The sequence below is a fragment of the Floridaenema flaviceps BLCC-F50 genome, assembly GCF_041929275.2.
GTDB classification, from domain to species: Bacteria; Cyanobacteriota; Cyanobacteriia; order Cyanobacteriales; family Aerosakkonemataceae; genus Floridanema; species Floridanema flaviceps.
Map to the genome: position 1 here is coordinate 1,579,980 of NZ_JBHFNR020000001.1, position 16,694 is coordinate 1,596,673.

19 protein-coding genes are annotated in these 16,694 nt (G+C 39.9%); 8 read left to right on the forward strand and 11 right to left on the reverse strand.

The features are described 5' to 3' along the window. Positions 1–14: 14 nt before the first annotated feature. The 4 genes from ACE1CI_RS07440 to ACE1CI_RS07455 all read left to right on the forward strand — a co-directional run bounded on the left by ACE1CI_RS07440 (position 15) and on the right by ACE1CI_RS07455 (position 4,813). Positions 15–1,250, forward strand: coding sequence for a sedoheptulose 7-phosphate cyclase (locus ACE1CI_RS07440; RefSeq protein WP_413265334.1), 1,236 nt, complete (start codon positions 15–17; stop codon positions 1,248–1,250). Next, the gene (locus tag ACE1CI_RS07445) at positions 1,247–2,080 is read left to right on the forward strand and encodes an O-methyltransferase (RefSeq protein ID WP_413265333.1); all 834 of its coding nucleotides are present in this window, start codon (positions 1,247–1,249) and stop codon (positions 2,078–2,080) included. Before ACE1CI_RS07440 ends, ACE1CI_RS07445 begins: the two co-directional genes overlap by 4 nt. Positions 2,081–2,270: 190 nt before the next feature. Then, positions 2,271–3,629 carry an ATP-grasp domain-containing protein gene (locus ACE1CI_RS07450; RefSeq protein ID WP_413265332.1) on the forward strand — a complete coding sequence of 453 codons (1,359 nt, stop codon included), beginning with the start codon at positions 2,271–2,273 and terminating at the stop codon, positions 3,627–3,629. Positions 3,630–3,760: 131 nt separating this feature from the next. Beyond that, positions 3,761–4,813: a D-alanine--D-alanine ligase family protein gene (locus ACE1CI_RS07455; RefSeq protein ID WP_413265331.1), complete on the forward strand. Its 1,053-nt coding sequence runs from the start codon at positions 3,761–3,763 to the stop codon at positions 4,811–4,813. A gap of 101 nt (positions 4,814–4,914) precedes the next feature. Here the strand turns inward: ACE1CI_RS07455 and ACE1CI_RS07460 are convergent, their stop codons facing one another. From ACE1CI_RS07460 to ACE1CI_RS07485, 6 genes are all read right to left on the reverse strand, one after another. Beyond that, complete coding sequence (locus tag ACE1CI_RS07460; RefSeq protein WP_413265330.1) at positions 4,915–5,355, reverse strand: hypothetical protein; 441 nt, start codon at positions 5,353–5,355, stop codon at positions 4,915–4,917. A 195-nt stretch (positions 5,356–5,550) separates the two neighbouring features. Further along, a complete protein-coding gene (gene miaB / locus ACE1CI_RS07465; protein WP_413265329.1) occupies positions 5,551–6,924 on the reverse strand; it encodes a tRNA (N6-isopentenyl adenosine(37)-C2)-methylthiotransferase MiaB in 1,374 nt (457 codons plus the stop codon). A gap of 90 nt (positions 6,925–7,014) precedes the next feature. After that, positions 7,015–7,659, reverse strand: coding sequence for a Uma2 family endonuclease (locus ACE1CI_RS07470; protein ID WP_413265328.1), 645 nt, complete (start codon positions 7,657–7,659; stop codon positions 7,015–7,017). Between the two features lie 31 nt (positions 7,660–7,690). Next, the gene (locus ACE1CI_RS07475) at positions 7,691–8,317 is read right to left on the reverse strand and encodes a retropepsin-like domain-containing protein (RefSeq protein WP_413265327.1); all 627 of its coding nucleotides are present in this window, start codon (positions 8,315–8,317) and stop codon (positions 7,691–7,693) included. A gap of 128 nt (positions 8,318–8,445) precedes the next feature. Further along, complete coding sequence (locus ACE1CI_RS07480) at positions 8,446–8,721, reverse strand: helix-turn-helix domain-containing protein (RefSeq protein ID WP_459564081.1); 276 nt, start codon at positions 8,719–8,721, stop codon at positions 8,446–8,448. Beyond that, a complete protein-coding gene (locus ACE1CI_RS07485; RefSeq protein ID WP_413265325.1) occupies positions 8,714–9,070 on the reverse strand; it encodes a type II toxin-antitoxin system RelE/ParE family toxin in 357 nt (118 codons plus the stop codon). Before ACE1CI_RS07485 ends, ACE1CI_RS07480 begins: the two co-directional genes overlap by 8 nt. 281 nt (positions 9,071–9,351) lie before the next feature. Here ACE1CI_RS07485 and ACE1CI_RS07490 point away from each other — a divergent pair, with 281 nt between their 5' ends. After that, complete coding sequence (locus ACE1CI_RS07490; protein ID WP_496615305.1) at positions 9,352–9,834, forward strand: cupin domain-containing protein; 483 nt, start codon at positions 9,352–9,354, stop codon at positions 9,832–9,834. A gap of 61 nt (positions 9,835–9,895) precedes the next feature. Here ACE1CI_RS07490 and ACE1CI_RS07495 read toward each other — a convergent pair whose 3' ends face one another. After that, positions 9,896–10,108 (reverse strand): hypothetical protein, encoded by a 213-nt coding sequence (locus tag ACE1CI_RS07495; RefSeq protein WP_413265323.1) that lies wholly within the window; start codon positions 10,106–10,108, stop codon positions 9,896–9,898. Positions 10,109–10,342: 234 nt separating this feature from the next. On the opposite strand from ACE1CI_RS07495, the gene ACE1CI_RS07500 reads away from it, so the two are divergent. Further along, positions 10,343–10,744, forward strand: a complete 402-nt coding sequence (locus ACE1CI_RS07500; protein ID WP_413265322.1) for a hypothetical protein — start codon at positions 10,343–10,345, stop codon at positions 10,742–10,744. After that, entirely contained in the window at positions 10,741–11,754 is a 1,014-nt protein-coding gene (locus tag ACE1CI_RS07505) for a zinc-dependent alcohol dehydrogenase family protein (RefSeq protein ID WP_413265321.1), read from the forward strand. Before ACE1CI_RS07500 ends, ACE1CI_RS07505 begins: the two co-directional genes overlap by 4 nt. Positions 11,755–11,804: 50 nt before the next feature. Here the strand turns inward: ACE1CI_RS07505 and ACE1CI_RS07510 are convergent, their stop codons facing one another. Continuing rightward, entirely contained in the window at positions 11,805–13,238 is a 1,434-nt protein-coding gene (locus tag ACE1CI_RS07510; RefSeq protein ID WP_413265320.1) for a carotenoid oxygenase family protein, read from the reverse strand. Between the two features lie 181 nt (positions 13,239–13,419). On the opposite strand from ACE1CI_RS07510, the gene ACE1CI_RS07515 reads away from it, so the two are divergent. Next, positions 13,420–14,310, forward strand: a complete 891-nt coding sequence (locus tag ACE1CI_RS07515) for a mechanosensitive ion channel family protein (RefSeq protein ID WP_459564080.1) — start codon at positions 13,420–13,422, stop codon at positions 14,308–14,310. 17 nt (positions 14,311–14,327) lie between these two features. Here ACE1CI_RS07515 and ACE1CI_RS07520 read toward each other — a convergent pair whose 3' ends face one another. From ACE1CI_RS07520 to ACE1CI_RS07530, 3 genes are all read right to left on the reverse strand, one after another. Beyond that, on the reverse strand, positions 14,328–14,546 hold the full coding sequence (locus tag ACE1CI_RS07520) for a hypothetical protein (protein WP_413265318.1): 219 nt from the start codon (positions 14,544–14,546) through the stop codon (positions 14,328–14,330). A gap of 57 nt (positions 14,547–14,603) precedes the next feature. Then, the gene (locus ACE1CI_RS07525) at positions 14,604–15,398 is read right to left on the reverse strand and encodes an Rpn family recombination-promoting nuclease/putative transposase (protein ID WP_413265317.1); all 795 of its coding nucleotides are present in this window, start codon (positions 15,396–15,398) and stop codon (positions 14,604–14,606) included. Positions 15,399–15,480: 82 nt separating this feature from the next. Further along, positions 15,481–16,686, reverse strand: coding sequence for a 4-hydroxy-3-methylbut-2-enyl diphosphate reductase (locus ACE1CI_RS07530; RefSeq protein WP_496615306.1), 1,206 nt, complete (start codon positions 16,684–16,686; stop codon positions 15,481–15,483). Between the last annotated feature and the right edge of the window lie 8 nt (positions 16,687–16,694).

Sequence of the window (16,694 nt, forward strand, 5' to 3'; positions counted from 1 at the left end):
TAAAAATAGCAATCATGAGTATCGTCGAAACAAAACTCGAAGTAACGGATACTGCATTTCATGTGGCAGGTTACGAAAAGATTGAGTACAGTCTCGTTTATGTAAATGGAGTTTTCCATCCGCAAAATTCTGAGATTGCAGACAGTTACCAAAAATTTGGACGCTGCTTAGCCGTTGTAGATGCCAATGTGAATCGGTTGTATGGACAAAAAATCCGCTCTTATTTCCAACACTACAACATCGACTTAACGGTATTTTCCATCTCCATCCCAGAACTAGATAAAAATCTTAGGACGCTGGAAAAAATTATCGATGCTTTCGCAGAATTTGGCTTACTGCGTAAAGAACCAGTTTTAGTAATTGGCGGCGGATTAATTACTGATGTTACAGGTTTAGCTTGTGCTGTTTATCGTCGCAGCAGTAATTATATTCGCATTCCCACAACTTTGATTGGGTTAATTGATGCGAGTGTGGCGATTAAAGTAGCAGTGAATCATAGGAAACTAAAAAACCGTTTGGGTGCTTATCATGCTTCCCAAAAAGTGATTTTAGATTTCTCCTTTTTGGAAACTTTGCCAACGGCTCAAGTTCGCAACGGTATGGCAGAATTAGTGAAAATTGCCGTAGTTTCGGAAGGGCAAGTTTTTGAATTGTTGGAGAAGTACGGCGAAAAATTACTGCATAGTCATTTCGGCTATCTTGGCGATCGTTCCGAACTGCAAGAAATTGGTCAAAAAATTAATCATCTGGCAATTAAACGGATGCTGGAGTTGGAAGTTACTAACTTGCATGAGTTAGATTTAGACCGAGTGATTGCTTACGGACATACTTGGAGTCCGACTGTAGAATTAACGCCTCGCATACCTTTGTATCACGGTCATGCTGTCAATATTGATATGGCATTATCGGCAACAATTGCAGCCAATCGGGGTTATATTACGACTGGGGAACGCGATCGCATTCTCCAATTAATGAGTCGTTTAGGTTTAGCACTGGATCATCCCCTGCTGGAAATTGATCTGTTATGGCGTGCAACTCAGTCTATTATCTTAACTAGGGATGGACAACTACGCGCCGCTATGCCAAAACCGATCGGTACTTGCTTCTTTGTCAACGACTTGACTCGCGAAGAACTAGCAGCAGCAGTAGCAGATCACAAGCGAATTTGCGCCACTTATCCTCGCGCAGGTGCAGGTGTTGAAGCTTATGTGGAAAGCGAAGAACCGGAATTAGTTGGGAGTCGGGGATGAGTGATAGTTTAGTTAAAGGCGATCGAGCAAGACCCGTCACTCCTTTAGGCATTTTGGTAGAAAAGCTGGAAAAAATCGTCAAAATGGCAGAAACAGCGACTATTCCCGATGAAATTAGCAACGCTCTGCAACAAGCATATCAACTAGCCGCTGGTATCGATCCGTATCTGGAAGAAGTGACGACCCAAGAATCTCCTGCTTTAGCGGCGTTGGCGACAAAGACTCGCGAAGAACCTTGGAGTAAACACTTTAGCGATCGCGCCACTGTGCGACAGTTAGAACAGGAAATGCTTTCGGGACATATTGAAGGGCAAACTTTAAAAATGTTTGTCTATATGACTGGCGCGAAAAACATTTTAGAAATTGGAATGTTTACCGGATATTCGGCGTTAGCAATGGCGGAAGCATTACCCGAAAATGGGCGAGTTGTTGCTTGTGAAGTGGATGAATATGTAGCTAATTTCGCCAAAAATTGCTTTCAAGAATCACCTCACGGCAGTAAAATTTCTGTGGAAGTCGCCCCAGCTTTACAAACTTTGGAGAAACTAGCAGCAGCAGGAGAATCCTTTGATTTGGTGTTTATTGATGCCGATAAAAAGGAATATGTGGACTATTTCAAGATGCTGCTAGATAAGGGATTATTGGCAGAAAATGGGTTTATTTGTGTCGATAATACCTTGCTTCAAGGGGAACCTTATTTACCTGCTGAACAACGCAGTCCTAATGGAGAAGCGATCGCACAATTTAACCAAATTGTTGCCCAAGATCCTAGAGTTGAACAAGTTTTGCTCCCTTTGCGAGACGGTTTAACTGTGATTAGGCGAGTTTAGGGACTAGGGACTGGGTATTGGGGACTGGGGACTGGGAAAGTTTGAGGATTTACAGATTTAAATAGACCTCTCCAACAAAGAATCTGAAAGGCAGGCAGGATGCCTACCCTACAAGAGTTATTGGAGATGTCTAATGAATCCTAGTCCCTAGTCCCCAGTCCCTAGTCCCCTTGCATAACAATATAAATAGATGAGTAATGAGATGAAAGAGCGAATTTTTGCGACGTTACAAAATTTGGGGACTTTGGCGCTTTTGGCGATCGCATTTCCCTTGAATTTGACTATTGTATTAGTGGCGTTATTGGGGAATTTGATTAGTCAACCTTGGCAAAAACCAAGGGTGAAAAACCCGAAACCAAAAAATATTATGGTGACTGGTGGAAAGATGACAAAGGCGCTGCAACTGGCGCGATCGTTTCACGCAGCTGGACATCGGGTGGTATTAGTTGAAACTCATAAATATTGGTTAGTTGGACATCGTTTTTCTAATGCAGTCGATCGCTTTTATACTACTCCCGCACCGTCAAAAGATCCCGAAGGTTACACTCAAGCTTTACTGGCGATCGCTAAACAAGAAAATATCGATGTTTATGTTCCTGTTTGTAGTCCGATCCAAAGTTATTATGACTCTTTAGCAAAACCAGTTTTATCAGGTTGTTGTGAAGTGTTTCACTGCGATGCTGAAGTGACAAAAATGCTGGATGATAAGTTTGCTTTTGCTCAAAAAGCGCGATCGCTAGGTTTATCTGTTCCCAAAACTTTTTTAATTACAGAACCGGAACAAGTGCTGAATTTCGACTTTTCCCAAGAAAAGCGAAAGTACATTCTCAAAAGTATTGCTTACGATTCGGTGCATCGTTTAGATATGACTAAATTCCCAATGGAATCTAGGGAAAAAATGGCGAATCATGTTCGCAGTTTACCGATTAGTAAAGACAACCCTTGGATTATGCAAGAGTTCATTCCAGGGAAAGAGTACTGCACTCACAGCACAGTGAGAAATGGCGAATTAAGGGTACATTGTTGCTGTGAATCTTCCGCTTTTCAAGTAAATTATGAAAATGTGGATAACCGGAAAATTTTTGAATGGGTAAGTCATTTTTTCCGGGAATTCAAATTAACCGGACAAATTTCCTTTGATTTTATGGAAGCGGAAGATGGAACGGTTTATGCGATCGAATGTAATCCCCGCACTCACTCAGCAATTACCATGTTTTACAATCATCCCAAATTAGCAGATGCTTATTTAAATGATGAATCAGATTCCGATTATCCTTTGCAACCTTTAGCGAATAGTAAACCAACTTATTGGTTGTATCATGAAATTTGGCGGTTTACTGGAGTGCGATCGATCGCCCAACTAAAAACCAGATTAAACATTATCTTACGGGGTAAAGATGCCATCTTTCAACTTAACGATCCCCTACCATTTTTAATGATACCTCACTGGCAAATTACCTTATTGTTGCTGAAAAATCTGCAAAAACTTAAGGGATGGGTGAGGATAGATTTCAACATTGGTAAACTTGTTGAAATTGGCGGAGATTAAAAGTTCAGAAAAATGATTAAAACCTTTTAGCCTAAACTTCAGTAAATAATTTCCAGCGACTGAAAAGTTGGGTCAAGATCGATTTTAACATTGGTAAATTAGTTGAATTCTGTGGAGATTGAGGAGACTTTATGGTATTGCGGATTCTTCATCTAGTAGGTTCTACGGATAGTAGTGATTTCTATTGCGATCTATCACTTCTCTTTGCTGGAGATTGCCTTACGGCGACAGCCAATCCTGCGCTTTATGAGTTTCATATTGCTTACGTTTCACCAGATCGACTGTGGCGATTTCCTCCATCCCTGAGCAAGCAAGATCTGAGCAGCACGGAACCAGTCTCTCTTGCTCAAGCGGTTCAAATCATTAATGATCTAAGCATTGACCTGGTTGTGCCCCAGATGTTTTGTATTCCCGGAATGACTCAATACCGCGCCCTGTTTGACTTGCTGCATATTCCCTACGTCGGTAATGCTCCTGAAGTTATGGCCTTGGCTGCTCATAAACATCTGGCAAAGGCGATCGTTGCAGCAGCAGGAGTCAATGTTCCTGCTGGAGAACTGCTAAAGCAGGGCGATGTTCCCACCATGAAACCACCTGTTGTCGTCAAGCCTGCTAGTTCCGATAACTCCCTCGGGACAACGTTGGTTAAAGAATTTGCGGAGTACGACGCTGCTCTAACAACAGCCTTTAATTACTCAGAGCAGGTTCTGGTGGAAGACTACATTGAACTGGGTCGAGAAGTCAGATGCGGCATTATAGAGCGACAGGGTGAACTAGTTGCCTTACCCCTGGAAGAATATCAGGTGAATGCCCAGAACCATCCAATTCGCAACTTTGCTGATAAGTTCAAGCACACCGAAACAGGTGCCCTGATCAATGGGAAAGATAATTTAAACACCTGGAGTGTAGATCCTACCGATCCGATAACAGCAGTAGTGCAGCAAGTAGCTAAAAAATGCCATCAAGCGTTGGGTTGTCGTCACTACAGCCTCTTTGACTTCCGCGTTGACCCACAGGGGCAACCCTGGTTTCTGGAAGCGGGGTTATACTGCTCTTTTGCTAAGAAAAGTGCAATTGCAATGATGGCTCAAGCATTTGGCATTTCGGTGGATGAGTTGTTAAGTATTGCGATCGCCGAGGCACTTGGAACTTCACCTTCCTCGGCTATTGGAAAACTAGCCTAGATTCAGCTACTTGTAGGGTGCGTTAGTGATAACGTAACGCACCATCCCACTGTTTACAGTGAACGACTGAAGTCGTCACAACGGACTTTAAAAGAAGAACCTTAAAAAGAGTACACTCTTCCAGTTTCATCAATATAAACTGACCTATCTTCGTCTGCGGGATTACCTGCTAAACGAACCCGAACAAAGAGTTGATTTTGTTGAGGGTCAGTACTGTAGTCAAATGCTAATATTTCTGGCGAGTAAATATTAACATTAACAATATCAGAAATTTCATTAATGCTTCCTGCCGTAAAATTACTGGTGCCGTTTGGAGGCAAAGTTCCCGCTGCATTACGACCGAAACCATAATTAACAGGAAAACCTGATTGATTCAAAAGGGTAATGTTAATTGGTTGTTTGGGGTTAACCTGTGCTTGGGGTTGCCAGAAACCTGTGGAAAAAGTATTGGCACCTGTTTTAGGTTGGGAAAAAACAGCATTAGGAATGGTTACACTTATGCTGGTAAGTAGTACCAAAGCGGCTAAAAATCTTATTTTCATCTTTACCTTTTCTTTACCCAATAGGGTTTCATATTTGAATCTTGGGTTTTCATTTTAATAGTATGCTTAACTGTGGGTATATTTTATCTTTTATCCTAAAATTTTTACATTTGGGAATTTAAGACCCCATATAAACGCAGATAAAATTGTAGAGACGTTTCATGAAACGTCTCTACAACACTAATTAGGTAATTATTAGACGGTTAAGCATTCAACGGGAGAGGATTGAAAAATCCTTTCTCCAGTTAAACTAAAGGCGCGAACTTCGGTAATTTTTACTTTGACTAATTGACCTTTTAATTCGCTGATATTACCGGGGAAAAAGGTGAGACGATTTCCGCGAGTTCTTCCCATGACTTGAGTTGAATCTTTGGGATTTTGGTCTTCGACTAATACTTCTTCGATGCGGTTTTGGTAGCGTTGCGATCGCTGGGCTGCTTTAATAGAAACCAAATGATTTAAACGCTGCAATCTATCCGCTTTCACCTCTTCCGAAAGTTGGTTTGACCAAACAGCCGCAGGCGTACCCGGACGGGGAGAATAAGCAGCAGTATTTAATAAATCAAAACCAATCTCTTCTACCAACTTCAAAGTATTTTCAAACTGCGCTTCCGTCTCCCCAGGAAAACCGACGATCGCATCCGCACTAATCGCCGCATCTGGCATATAACTCCGAATTGTATTAATAATTCGGCGGTATTTTTCCTGAGTATAACCCCTAGCCATTGCCTTGAGAATTTCGTTATCTCCCGACTGAAAAGGAATGTGGAAATGTTCGCAAACTTTCGGCAATTCTGCACAAGCTTTAATCAATCTTTCGGTAAAATAACGAGGGTGAGAAGTGGCAAAACGGATGCGTTCAATACCAGGGACATCATGAATAAAATACAGCAAATCTGTTAGGGTGTGTTTGTGTCTTCCTTCCGGTGTGACTCCAGGTAAATCTCTACCGTAAGCATCAATATTTTGTCCTAGTAAAGTTATCTCTTTATAACCCTGACTTGCTAACTCTTCAACTTCCCGACGAATCGCTTCAGGAGTGCGAGATTGTTCCACGCCTCGAACATTGGGAACAACACAATAAGTACAACGTTCATTGCAACCATAAATCACATTCACCCAAGCAGTAACAGCACTATCGCGCCGAGGCTTGGTAATATCTTCCATAATATGAACAGCTTCCGTAGCAACTACTTGATTGCCATGAAAAACCTGTTCCAATAAATCTTCTAAACGGTTAGCGTGTTGCGGGCCCATTACTAAGTCTAATTCAGGCACGCGCCGCAGTAAAGCTTCACCTTCTTGTTGCGCCACACAACCTGCAACAATTAATGTTAAATCCGGTTGTTCTTGTTTGCGTTTCGCCTGTCTTCCCAGATAAGAATAAACTTTTTGTTCGGCATTATCCCGAATGGTACAGGTATTGTAGAGAATCAGATTAGCATCATTGGGATCTTCCGACCACTCAAAACCCATGTCTTCCAAGATACCAGCCATGCGTTCCGAGTCGGCCTTATTCATTTGACAGCCGAAGGTGGTAATGTGATAGCGACGGGGAGTAGTGGTCATGGTTCAGTTAGGCAAAAAGTTAAATATAAATGACAAATCCTTATAAATTATAGATTTTTGTGATTTGTTTTGGCGAGTTTAGGCGTTAATTTAAGAGTTTTGTAGTTCTGTCAACAACCAATTGACAACTTGAGATTGATCTCCTTGCAGATTTCGTTGTAAAGCTTCGGCTAATAAAGAAATAGGAAAACCTGACAACACTTGAGATTCTGTAATTCTGCGACTACCATGATTAGCAATAGCAAAAGCAGTAACTTCTGCTTGTTGAACATCAACTACCCAATATTCAGGAATTGCTAAATCTTCGTATAAAATACGTTTGCGTCCTAAGTCATCTGCGATCGTAGTTTTTCCCAATTCAATAGCTAAATCTGGCGCTGGATAGTTGTCTAAATTAATAATATTAGTACCTCTAGGAACAAGTTGAATCCGTTCTCCAATATAGTAAGAAATATCTGGCTGACATTCACGCACACCAGTTTTTCTGTAAGTACAATTAGTCAATCCTTTAATGGGAATATTTCTGATAGTGGCAAACAAGCTAATTACCAGAATAGCAATAGTATTATCGCTGGCGTGGTCATGTCCTAAAGATGCCATTTCAATCCTCATTTTACCATTGTGATAATAACCTTTAGCTTGCTCAAAAGTGGGGTTTTCAATTGTTTGGATATACTCCTCCCAACTTGCTGTTACCCATTCATCAGTAATAACTCTTGTTTGTAGGTTTTTCATAGTATTTTACAATTTATGCCATTTCTTCATCTTACAAATTGGTTACTTGTCGCCAAGTAAAAATAATTTGCTCATCTGCTTGACGAAACTCAATATTAAACTTATCAAATATTACTTCTCTACCCAAAAGCATAACATCTGCCGTATTATTTTGTAACCATGCCACAGGAGCCATAAAAGTATGTCCGTCAATAGTCATTTCAACCCTACGTAAAACATACTCTACACTTCCGCCTATTGCTTGTCCAACTAATATTTCCTCACCATCAGCCAAAGCATAGCCTAAATGTTGACCAGCTTTGCTAGAAATTACGCTAAAATCTGCACCTGAATCAACCACCATGCTTGTATTGATAAGCAATTCTTTATGCTTTAGACTCACTGGATAATTAGGCGACCATTCATGACGGCTGACGGTGCGAAAATAAATTGGTAAAATCACAATCGAGCCAGTAAAACCAGGAACTAAATAAATTAAATAAATCTCTCCAGAAGCGTCTGCTTTATCAATAACTTCCCGTAAATCGTCACCATGAGTAATAATTCCGTTAGCATTGTAGGCAACAAATTGATGAGCATACTTTTTTAATTCTTGGCGATTTCGATTCAACCATTTTACGATTTCCCGACCTTCTTCAGGAGAGGGTGTTTTGCTCATAGAGTTTACCATTGATGAAGTGATAGTAGCGATCGCACAAATCCCTTTATGACATATTCAAGTTTAGCAATTATTTAGTTATTTGCTGACGTTGCTTGCGATCGCTTTTCCACATATACCTCTGAAAATCAAGAAATTTCTATGGTAATTTTTTTTCCTAAAGCATTGGCATATTTTTCTAGAGTAGAAATGCCAACATTTTCTGCATGATTCTCTATTCTAGAGATTAAGGATTGATGCTTATTTAACTTCCGTGCTAATTCTTTCTTTGTTATTCCAGCTTCTTCCCTTGCTTGCGCCAGCAGCACACCAATTTTAAAACTTGCATATCCAGATTCAAAACCTTCTGCAAACTCAGGATCAAATTTTTTGCGTTTCTTAATGTATTTTTCTACATCACTCATCATTCTGTCTCCTGCTTAAATAATCTCGTTTTCGCTGTTCTGCTAAATCTATTTCTTGAGATGGAACTTTTTGTGTTTTTTTAGCAAATCCGTTGGTTAAAATAACTAAATTATCATTATCAAAGAAGCCCAACAGCCGAAAAGTATTATTTCCTTGATTAATCCTAACCTCCCAAATATCATCAGTGTTGACCAATTTCTTAAAATATCTACTAGGAATAGAATCAAGTTCTTGAATTAAGCGTAGCACCCAAAGAACTTTTTGGGCTTGTTTCCCAGACAAAGAATCAAAAAATTCTTCAACGGGACAGCGATCCGAGTCTGTGCGGTAGAATAAAATTTCTCTCATAGACTAAGTACAACGGACGCAATTTTACAATTGTACCGCCTTTGGCTTTTCGTTTTTATAGCTTCATAAAAAATTGCGATCGCTTTTCCACATCTACCTCTAAAAATCAAAAAATTTCTATAGTAATTTTAAAACTATCTATCTAAAGGCTAATGAATAAGATTTCTACGCGCTCTATTTTTTGAATAAAACTAGAGAACTAGAGTTTAGTTTGTAGGCAAAATCATTTTATCTGACTACATAGTTGGATACTGAACAGTTAGCAGAAACGAGGATATAAAATGACTCTAAACCAGCAAGGAATAGTCATGATGCCTCAAGAAGGCGATGTGGTGACAGTTGTCGGTGATACTGTCACCTTTAAGGCATTGGGGCAGAATACTCAGGGAAAATATGCGCTGATTGAGATTGTATGTAATCCAGAGGTCGGTACGCCTCCCCATATTCATAGTCGTGAAGATGAAGCGTTTTACATTCTTGAGGGTGAAGTTGAGTTTCGCTTAGATGACCAAACTATTTTGGCGACACCCGGTACATTCTTGCATTCTCCCAAGGGACAAAAACACAGTTTAAAAAATACTGGAACGACGCAAGCGCGAATGTTATGTTGGGTAACACCTGCTGGTTTGGAAATGTTTTTTGCTGAAGTTGGCAGACCTGTAACCGATCCATTTAATCCACCTGTACCCGATCAAGCTGCGATCGACAAGCTGTTAGCGACTGCACCAAAGTATGGACTGACAATCTTACCCCCGGAAGCATAAACTTGAAGTTTTTGCGATCGCCAAGATTTGAGAGAAACGAATAAAAGAGCGATCGCAAATTCTACTTATCATTACCCACTTTAGGTAACTCCCCCTGACTCAAAGATTTTGCCAAATCTTTACGCAACGCTTCTAAAAAACCACAATTATTACTAATATCTGAAACCTCATCCTCAGCTAAATCTTCCTGATTTCTCAGAAGCTCTCGATAAGCTTCAATCCGATAATCAAGTGCGTCAACAATAAACTGTACATCTTTAAAACTTAACTGCATACTTCCTTGGTTCTTAGTTCAATAGCTTAATATACATTATCCGATCTAAACTGCTAGACTTAGCAATGTCTTAGAAAAAATTGTGATTCCTCTCTCTTCTCTTTGCGTTCTTTGCGGTTTAAAAATTTCTCTGCGTCCTCTGCGCCTCTGCGGTTCAAAAAAATAGCGATCCCTCTTCTTCTCTTCTCTTCGTGTCCTTCGTGCCTTCGTGGTTCAAAAAAAGAGGTACTTAAAATGAAACAGTTAACAATATTCCTAAGTTTCGCTCTTCTCCTATTAATACCGCTAACCTGGAAAAGAGAAAACAAAGCTTTAGCCAATCAACCTTTTAGTATTACCCAAGCTGCAAATACTGAAAGCCAAAAAGTAATTAATTTAGTTTGGCGACTTCCAGAAGTACAGCAAAAAGCGGCAGAAATCAGGAGATTATCAAATGGCAAAGTAAGGGTTAAATTAGTGTTAGAAACTGCACCAACTAAAACCGAACCTTACTACACAGTGAGAGTTTTTGAAGATAATCCCGATCGCATTGTCACACTTTATTGGTTTCGCGTTAATATGCCAGGAGAAAGGATTACAGTGCAAGATGAAATTACAGGCGAATACATTTCCTTAGAACAATGGCGGAAAAAATGAAAGCGATAGAAATACAAAATAGCTTTGGTTTAGATGCTTTGCAGTTGTGCGATCGCGAAATCCCCACACCTAGTATAGGACAAGTCTTACTAAAATTAAGCGCCGCTTCCCTAAATTATCGAGATTTAATGGTAGTACAAGGTCGCTATAATCCCAAACAAAAATTACCCTTAATTCCCCTTTCCGATGGCGTAGGAGAAATAGTTGCTGTAGGCGAGGGGGTAACGCGAGTTAAAGTAGGCGAAAGAGTTGCCAGTATCTTCTTTCAAAAATGGTTAGCGGGAAAACCCTCAAAAGAAGTATTTCGCTCAACTTTAGGTAGTCCTGTAGATGGCGTATTAACCGAGTACATTGTGTTAGATGAAAATGGAGTAATTCCAGTTCCGCAACATCTTTCCGATGTCGAAGCTGCTACTTTACCTTGTGCTGCTGTTACTGCTTGGAATGCTTTAATAACTGGTGGTAATTTGAAAGCTGGAAACACTGTACTTTTGCAAGGTACGGGTGGTGTTTCCCTGTTCGCTTTGCAGTTTGCAAAAATGTCTGGTGCGCGAGTAATTATAATTTCCAGCAGTGATGAAAAGTTGGAAAAAGCGTTGAAATTAGGTGCAAATGATGGGATTAATTATAAAGCAAATCCTAATTGGGATGAACAGGTTTATCAATTAACAAATGGTGAGGGTGTGGACTATGTGGTAGAAGTCGGCGGTGCGGGAACTTTACCTAAATCTTTCCGCGCTGTTTCTGTGGGTGGATATATTAGTTTAATTGGTGTTCTCACGGGTAACACGGCGGAAGTTAACCCTCTACCTATATTGAATAAAGCTGTTACTGTTCAAGGTGTTTATGTTGGTTCCCGTGAGATGTTTGAGGAGATGAATAGGGCGATCGAATTACATGGAATTAAACCAATTGTCGATCGCACTTTTCATTTCACAGAAGCCAGGGAAGCTTTAGAATATTTGGCAAGTGGGGCGCACTTTGGGAAAATTTGTCTGACATTCGAGTAATTTGGTTTTTTAATCTTCCTCAGTCCCCAATCACCAGTCCCCAGTCCCCACTACCCTGCTTTCCAAGTACCATGAAATCCCATTGGTACAACGCTAGGTAGTCCTAATTTACACACAGGTTCATCGTCTAATCTTTCGCTATCAAATACCCAAACTTCGCTTTGATTATTGTTACCATCATAGACAACTGTTAACACCCAAGCTTGATTAGGATTTAGGGAATCTGGCGCATAAATTGGTTCTGTAGGATAGCGATTTTCGCCTAAGTTTGCTTCTTGAAGAGTGTTTGTTTTGTGGTCGAAACGTGCGATCGTACTATATATCTCCCTAGTAGTATCCGAATTCTTGCCATGCAAAGACATGAAAGTGTAACGAGAAAATTTGCCGACATCTTCCTGGGGTACAATGGGAAATTCACCATCTCGATCGAGCAATTCTTCACTAGATTTTACTTTAGCTGTTTCGGGATCGAGACGCACTTGCCATAAAGTTGATTTAGCAGAAATTTGAATTTCTCCTGTGGCAAATTGTTTGAGGCGTTGATTAGTTTGAAAATCAACATAACGAAAGAAATCGATCGCAATTTCTCCGTTATTATCTACATAACCGTTGCTAAAATGCCATTGATACCAAGGTTCAGTTTCGCTTTTACTTACTAGGGATAGGGTAGTACGATCGAAAACTAAAACTTGAGTTCCTAACAGCGGTTTCCATTCTGCCGCATCGCCGAAACTCTGCCAACCAAAAAGTGCTGGTAACAAGTTGACTCGCACTGGTGGAATGAAAAATATTAAATATTGCCCTGCCATAACAAAATCATGAATTAAAGGCAGTCCATCTATAGTCAAACTAGACTTTTGCAGAACTTTACCAGTAGCATTACTTTTGTAAAAATGCAGAGTCGAATTCTTTCCTGGAGTCATACCAAAATTGAAAATTTCTCCAGTTTTAGCATCACATTTTGGATGGGCAGAATAAGGTAAATTATTACTTAATCCCGATAAATCATCTAAACCTTTAGTCTGCAAAGTTTCTAAATCCAAAGCATGAGGATTTCCACCTTCCCAAAGCGCTAAAAGTTTGTCTGGTAGGGCTAAAACAGAAGTATTAGCAGCATTTTTCACAGGTTTAATCCATTGATTCCAAAAAGGCCCAGGCGCAGTCATGCCATAATTAGGATAGAGGTATTTATTGGCTTTTGATTCTGCTAAATATCCAGAAGTTTGCACATAGCGATAAATTCCTGTAGCGCCATTATCGCTAAATTTTACAGCCAGAATCGCGCCATCACCATCAAACCAATGCCCAACTTTTTCGCCACCACGCTCCAATCTAGCGGGGCCATTACGATAGAGTGTACCACGCAAACCTTCGGGAATTTTACCTGAAATAATTGACAAAGGAGTTAAGGGAAATTCTTTTGCTGGTTGGGAAATACAATTTGCCCAAGCTTTACGAGTTAAGGGTTTAGTAACTGTTGTCATCTTTCTGAAGTAGGAGACACTGAGATAGGAGAGAAAAACTAGTCTTTTCTGGTTTTACATTGCTTTTTTTGGCAATGCAACTGTATTTAAATTTTAACTAAAAAGTACCTAGAGAGGTATGACTAGATAACAACCTCATGGTTAAAATATATCCTGACCGGATGTGTTAGTTCGTGTTTCTATGAATGCCTTTTATCAACAAGTGAAAGCAAGCCTATTGAAGTTAATTGGTTATACTGTTGAAGCACTGCCCGCAATGATAGCGGCAATTATTATCTTGATTTTAACTCGCTATGTTGCTAATTTGGTACGGAATATTGTCAGGAAAATTGGTAGACGGGCGATTAAGAATTTATCTTTGCGATCGCTCTTTATCCAAACCAGCTATGTTACAGTTTGGGCAATTGGCATTCTGGTTGCTTGCGTCATTGCTTTCCCTGATTTACGCTTAGGAGATTTAATTGGTTTACTAGGGTTAAGTTCGGTTGCATTTGGTTTTGCTTTTCAAGATATATTCAAAAACTTTTTAGCAGGAATATTGCTATTATTGCAAGAACCTTTTCGCATTGGCGATCAAATAATTGTCCAAAATTATGAAGGAACAGTAGAAGATATAGCAATTCGTTCTACACAAATTGTCACCTATCAAGGTGAAATAGTCGTAATCCCAAATGCTGTTTTATTTACTAACCCAGTACAAGTATTAACCGCCCAACGTCAGCGTCGCACAGATTTAGGAATAGGCGTAGATTACAATACTGATTTACGTTTAGCTGTAGATGTTTTGCTACAAGCTGTATTAGAAATCGAGGGCGTTTTAGCTGAACCAAAACCAGAAGTTGATGGATTAGGTTTCGGGGAAAGTTCGATCGATTTTGTAGTTCGTTATTGGACTTTACCCCAAAAAATCCACGTTCGCCGCACTAGAACCAAAGTGATAATTGCCTTAAAAGAAGCGTGCGATAAAGCAGGAATTAATATTCCCTATCCTATCCGCACGCTTTACTATTATGACCAAGAAAAATATAACGATAACGCTGCTATTTCCAATGGGAGAAAAGCTGGCGAGTGAACAACTACTGAGTAATATTAGTTAGTTTGATTCTCGCTTGCTTGCTGTACTTGTTCCACAGTTAATTCAAGTGCTTGGGCGATTTGTTCCACAGTTAAATCCAAAGCAAGGAAACGTGGAACTGTTTCTAACTTAGTTACTAGTTCAACCTCTTGTTCAATTTCTTCCTTAATTTCTTTCTTAATACTTTGATAAACCCTGGTTTGTTTGAACTCGGTTTCGGTGAAGTTAAACATTTAGCGAATTTCCTCCCTGCCTAATTGATTAAACTTGTTTAACAAATCTGACGAATATCAGTTAGATTGATTCTCAGTTACTTGCTGCACTTGTTCCACTGTCAATTCGAGTGCTTGGGCGATTTGTTCCACAGTTAAACCCAATACTAGTAAACGGGGTACTGCTGCAAATTTAGCTTTCATTTCGCCATCTTCTTGGATGCTTTGATAGATTCTTGTTTGTTTAAATTCGGTTTCGGTGAAGTTAAACATTTGGCGGATTTCCTCCCTGCTTAATTGAGTGAATTTGTAAACTAAGATTGTTTCTATTAATTCTAGAATTTCTCGCTTAGTTGTGGCATCTGTTATTTCTTCTCGCGCTTGAGAGATTAATTCCCTGGCGCTGGTAACTGCTGTTTCCTCCCTTTCAATTATTAATTGTACAATTCTCAATCCGAAAGTGTTGTTTGCTGCTTCTCCTAATTCATCTAAATAGATGCGTTGTACTTGGGGAGTGGAAAGCAAACTTTGATATGGTATTGTGTCAGATGTTTCTATACTGCGAGTGGGATAAACTACTACCGCACGCCAAAGATTTACTGTTTCGTTTTGGCGGAGATAAAGGAAGATTTCGGAGAATAAGCGGCGGTAAAATGTTGTATCTGGTTGGAATTGGACTTCGGTGAAATATACTGTTTCTGCGTTGGTGTTGGGAACGGGGATGAATACGCCATCTATTCGGAAGGCGGTTTGTTTGATTTCAACTGAGACGAATTGATAGGTGTTGATATCGATGTTTGGTTGTCCTATTAATTCAAAAAAGATGCGGGGGAAGGTTTTGAATAGGCGGTAGAATATGGAGTCGGTTTTCATGGTTATAAGTTTTGTTGAACCATAGATCTATAGATCCCCGACTTCTTCAAGAAGTCGGGGATCTGGTTTGTATTATGATCTATTAAACTGCTACGGCAGCTTTTAACTGGAAGATTTTTTCGATCGCATCTTCCACAACTTTATCCGGTGTAGAAGCACCAGAGGTAATTCCCACGACAATTTTGCCAGCAGGTAGCCAATTTTCTACTACTTCTAAATCGCCATGTAAAATTTTATGTTCAATGCGATTTCCAGGGCCAATTCTCTCAGCAGAATCGATATGATAAGAGGGAACTTTCCGATCGATTGCTATCTCTTGTAAATGCGTAGTGTTGGAAGAATTATAACCGCCAATTACTACCATTAAATCCAATTGTTCATCCACTAATTTGAACATGGCATCTTGCCGTTCTTGTGTGGCATCGCAGATGGTATTAAAGCTTTGGAAATGCTCATTTAATTGATTGGGCCCATACTTTTTCATCATTGTATGTTCAAACAATTTCCCAATTTGCTCCGTTTCACTTTTGAGCATGGTAGTTTGGTTAGCAATACCGATACATTCTAAATCTCGATCGGGATCGAAACCCTCAGAATAAGCACGGTTGAATTTAGCTAAAAATTCCTCGCGATCGCCACCATTCAAGATATAATTCGCTACATATTCGGCTTGTGCCATGTTCAACACAATCAAATATTTATCAGCGAAAGAACTCGTTGCGATCGTCTCTTCGTGATTATATTTGCCGTGAATAATTGAGGTATAACTCTTTTTCTTGTGCTTTTCCACAGTGTTCCAAACTTTCGACACCCAAGGACAAGTAGTATCAACAATTGTGCAATCTTTTTCCGAAAGCAATTGCATTTCTTGGACGCTGGCACCGAAGGCAGGTAAAATTACTACGTCACCCTTACCAACCCCAGAAAAATCCTTTTTACCCTGTTCTACAGGAATAAATTCTACCTGCATTTCCCGCAGTCTTTGATTTACCGAGGGATTGTGGATAATTTCATTAGTAATCCAAATTCGTTCGGTGGGAAAATGCTGACGAGTTTCATAAACCATTGCTACCGCACGTTCCACACCCCAGCAAAAGCCAAACGCCTCAGCTAGTCGAATGGTGACATCTCCCCGTTCCAGGGTATAGTTATTTTCGCGGATTTGCTGAATCAGACTGCTTTCATACTCGGATTTCAGAACTCCAGCGACTTCCTCTTGATGACCGAATCCTTTACGATGGTAGTTTTCTGATTGTTGCAGTGAACGTTTAAAAGCTTTTGTATCCATTTTTGTCC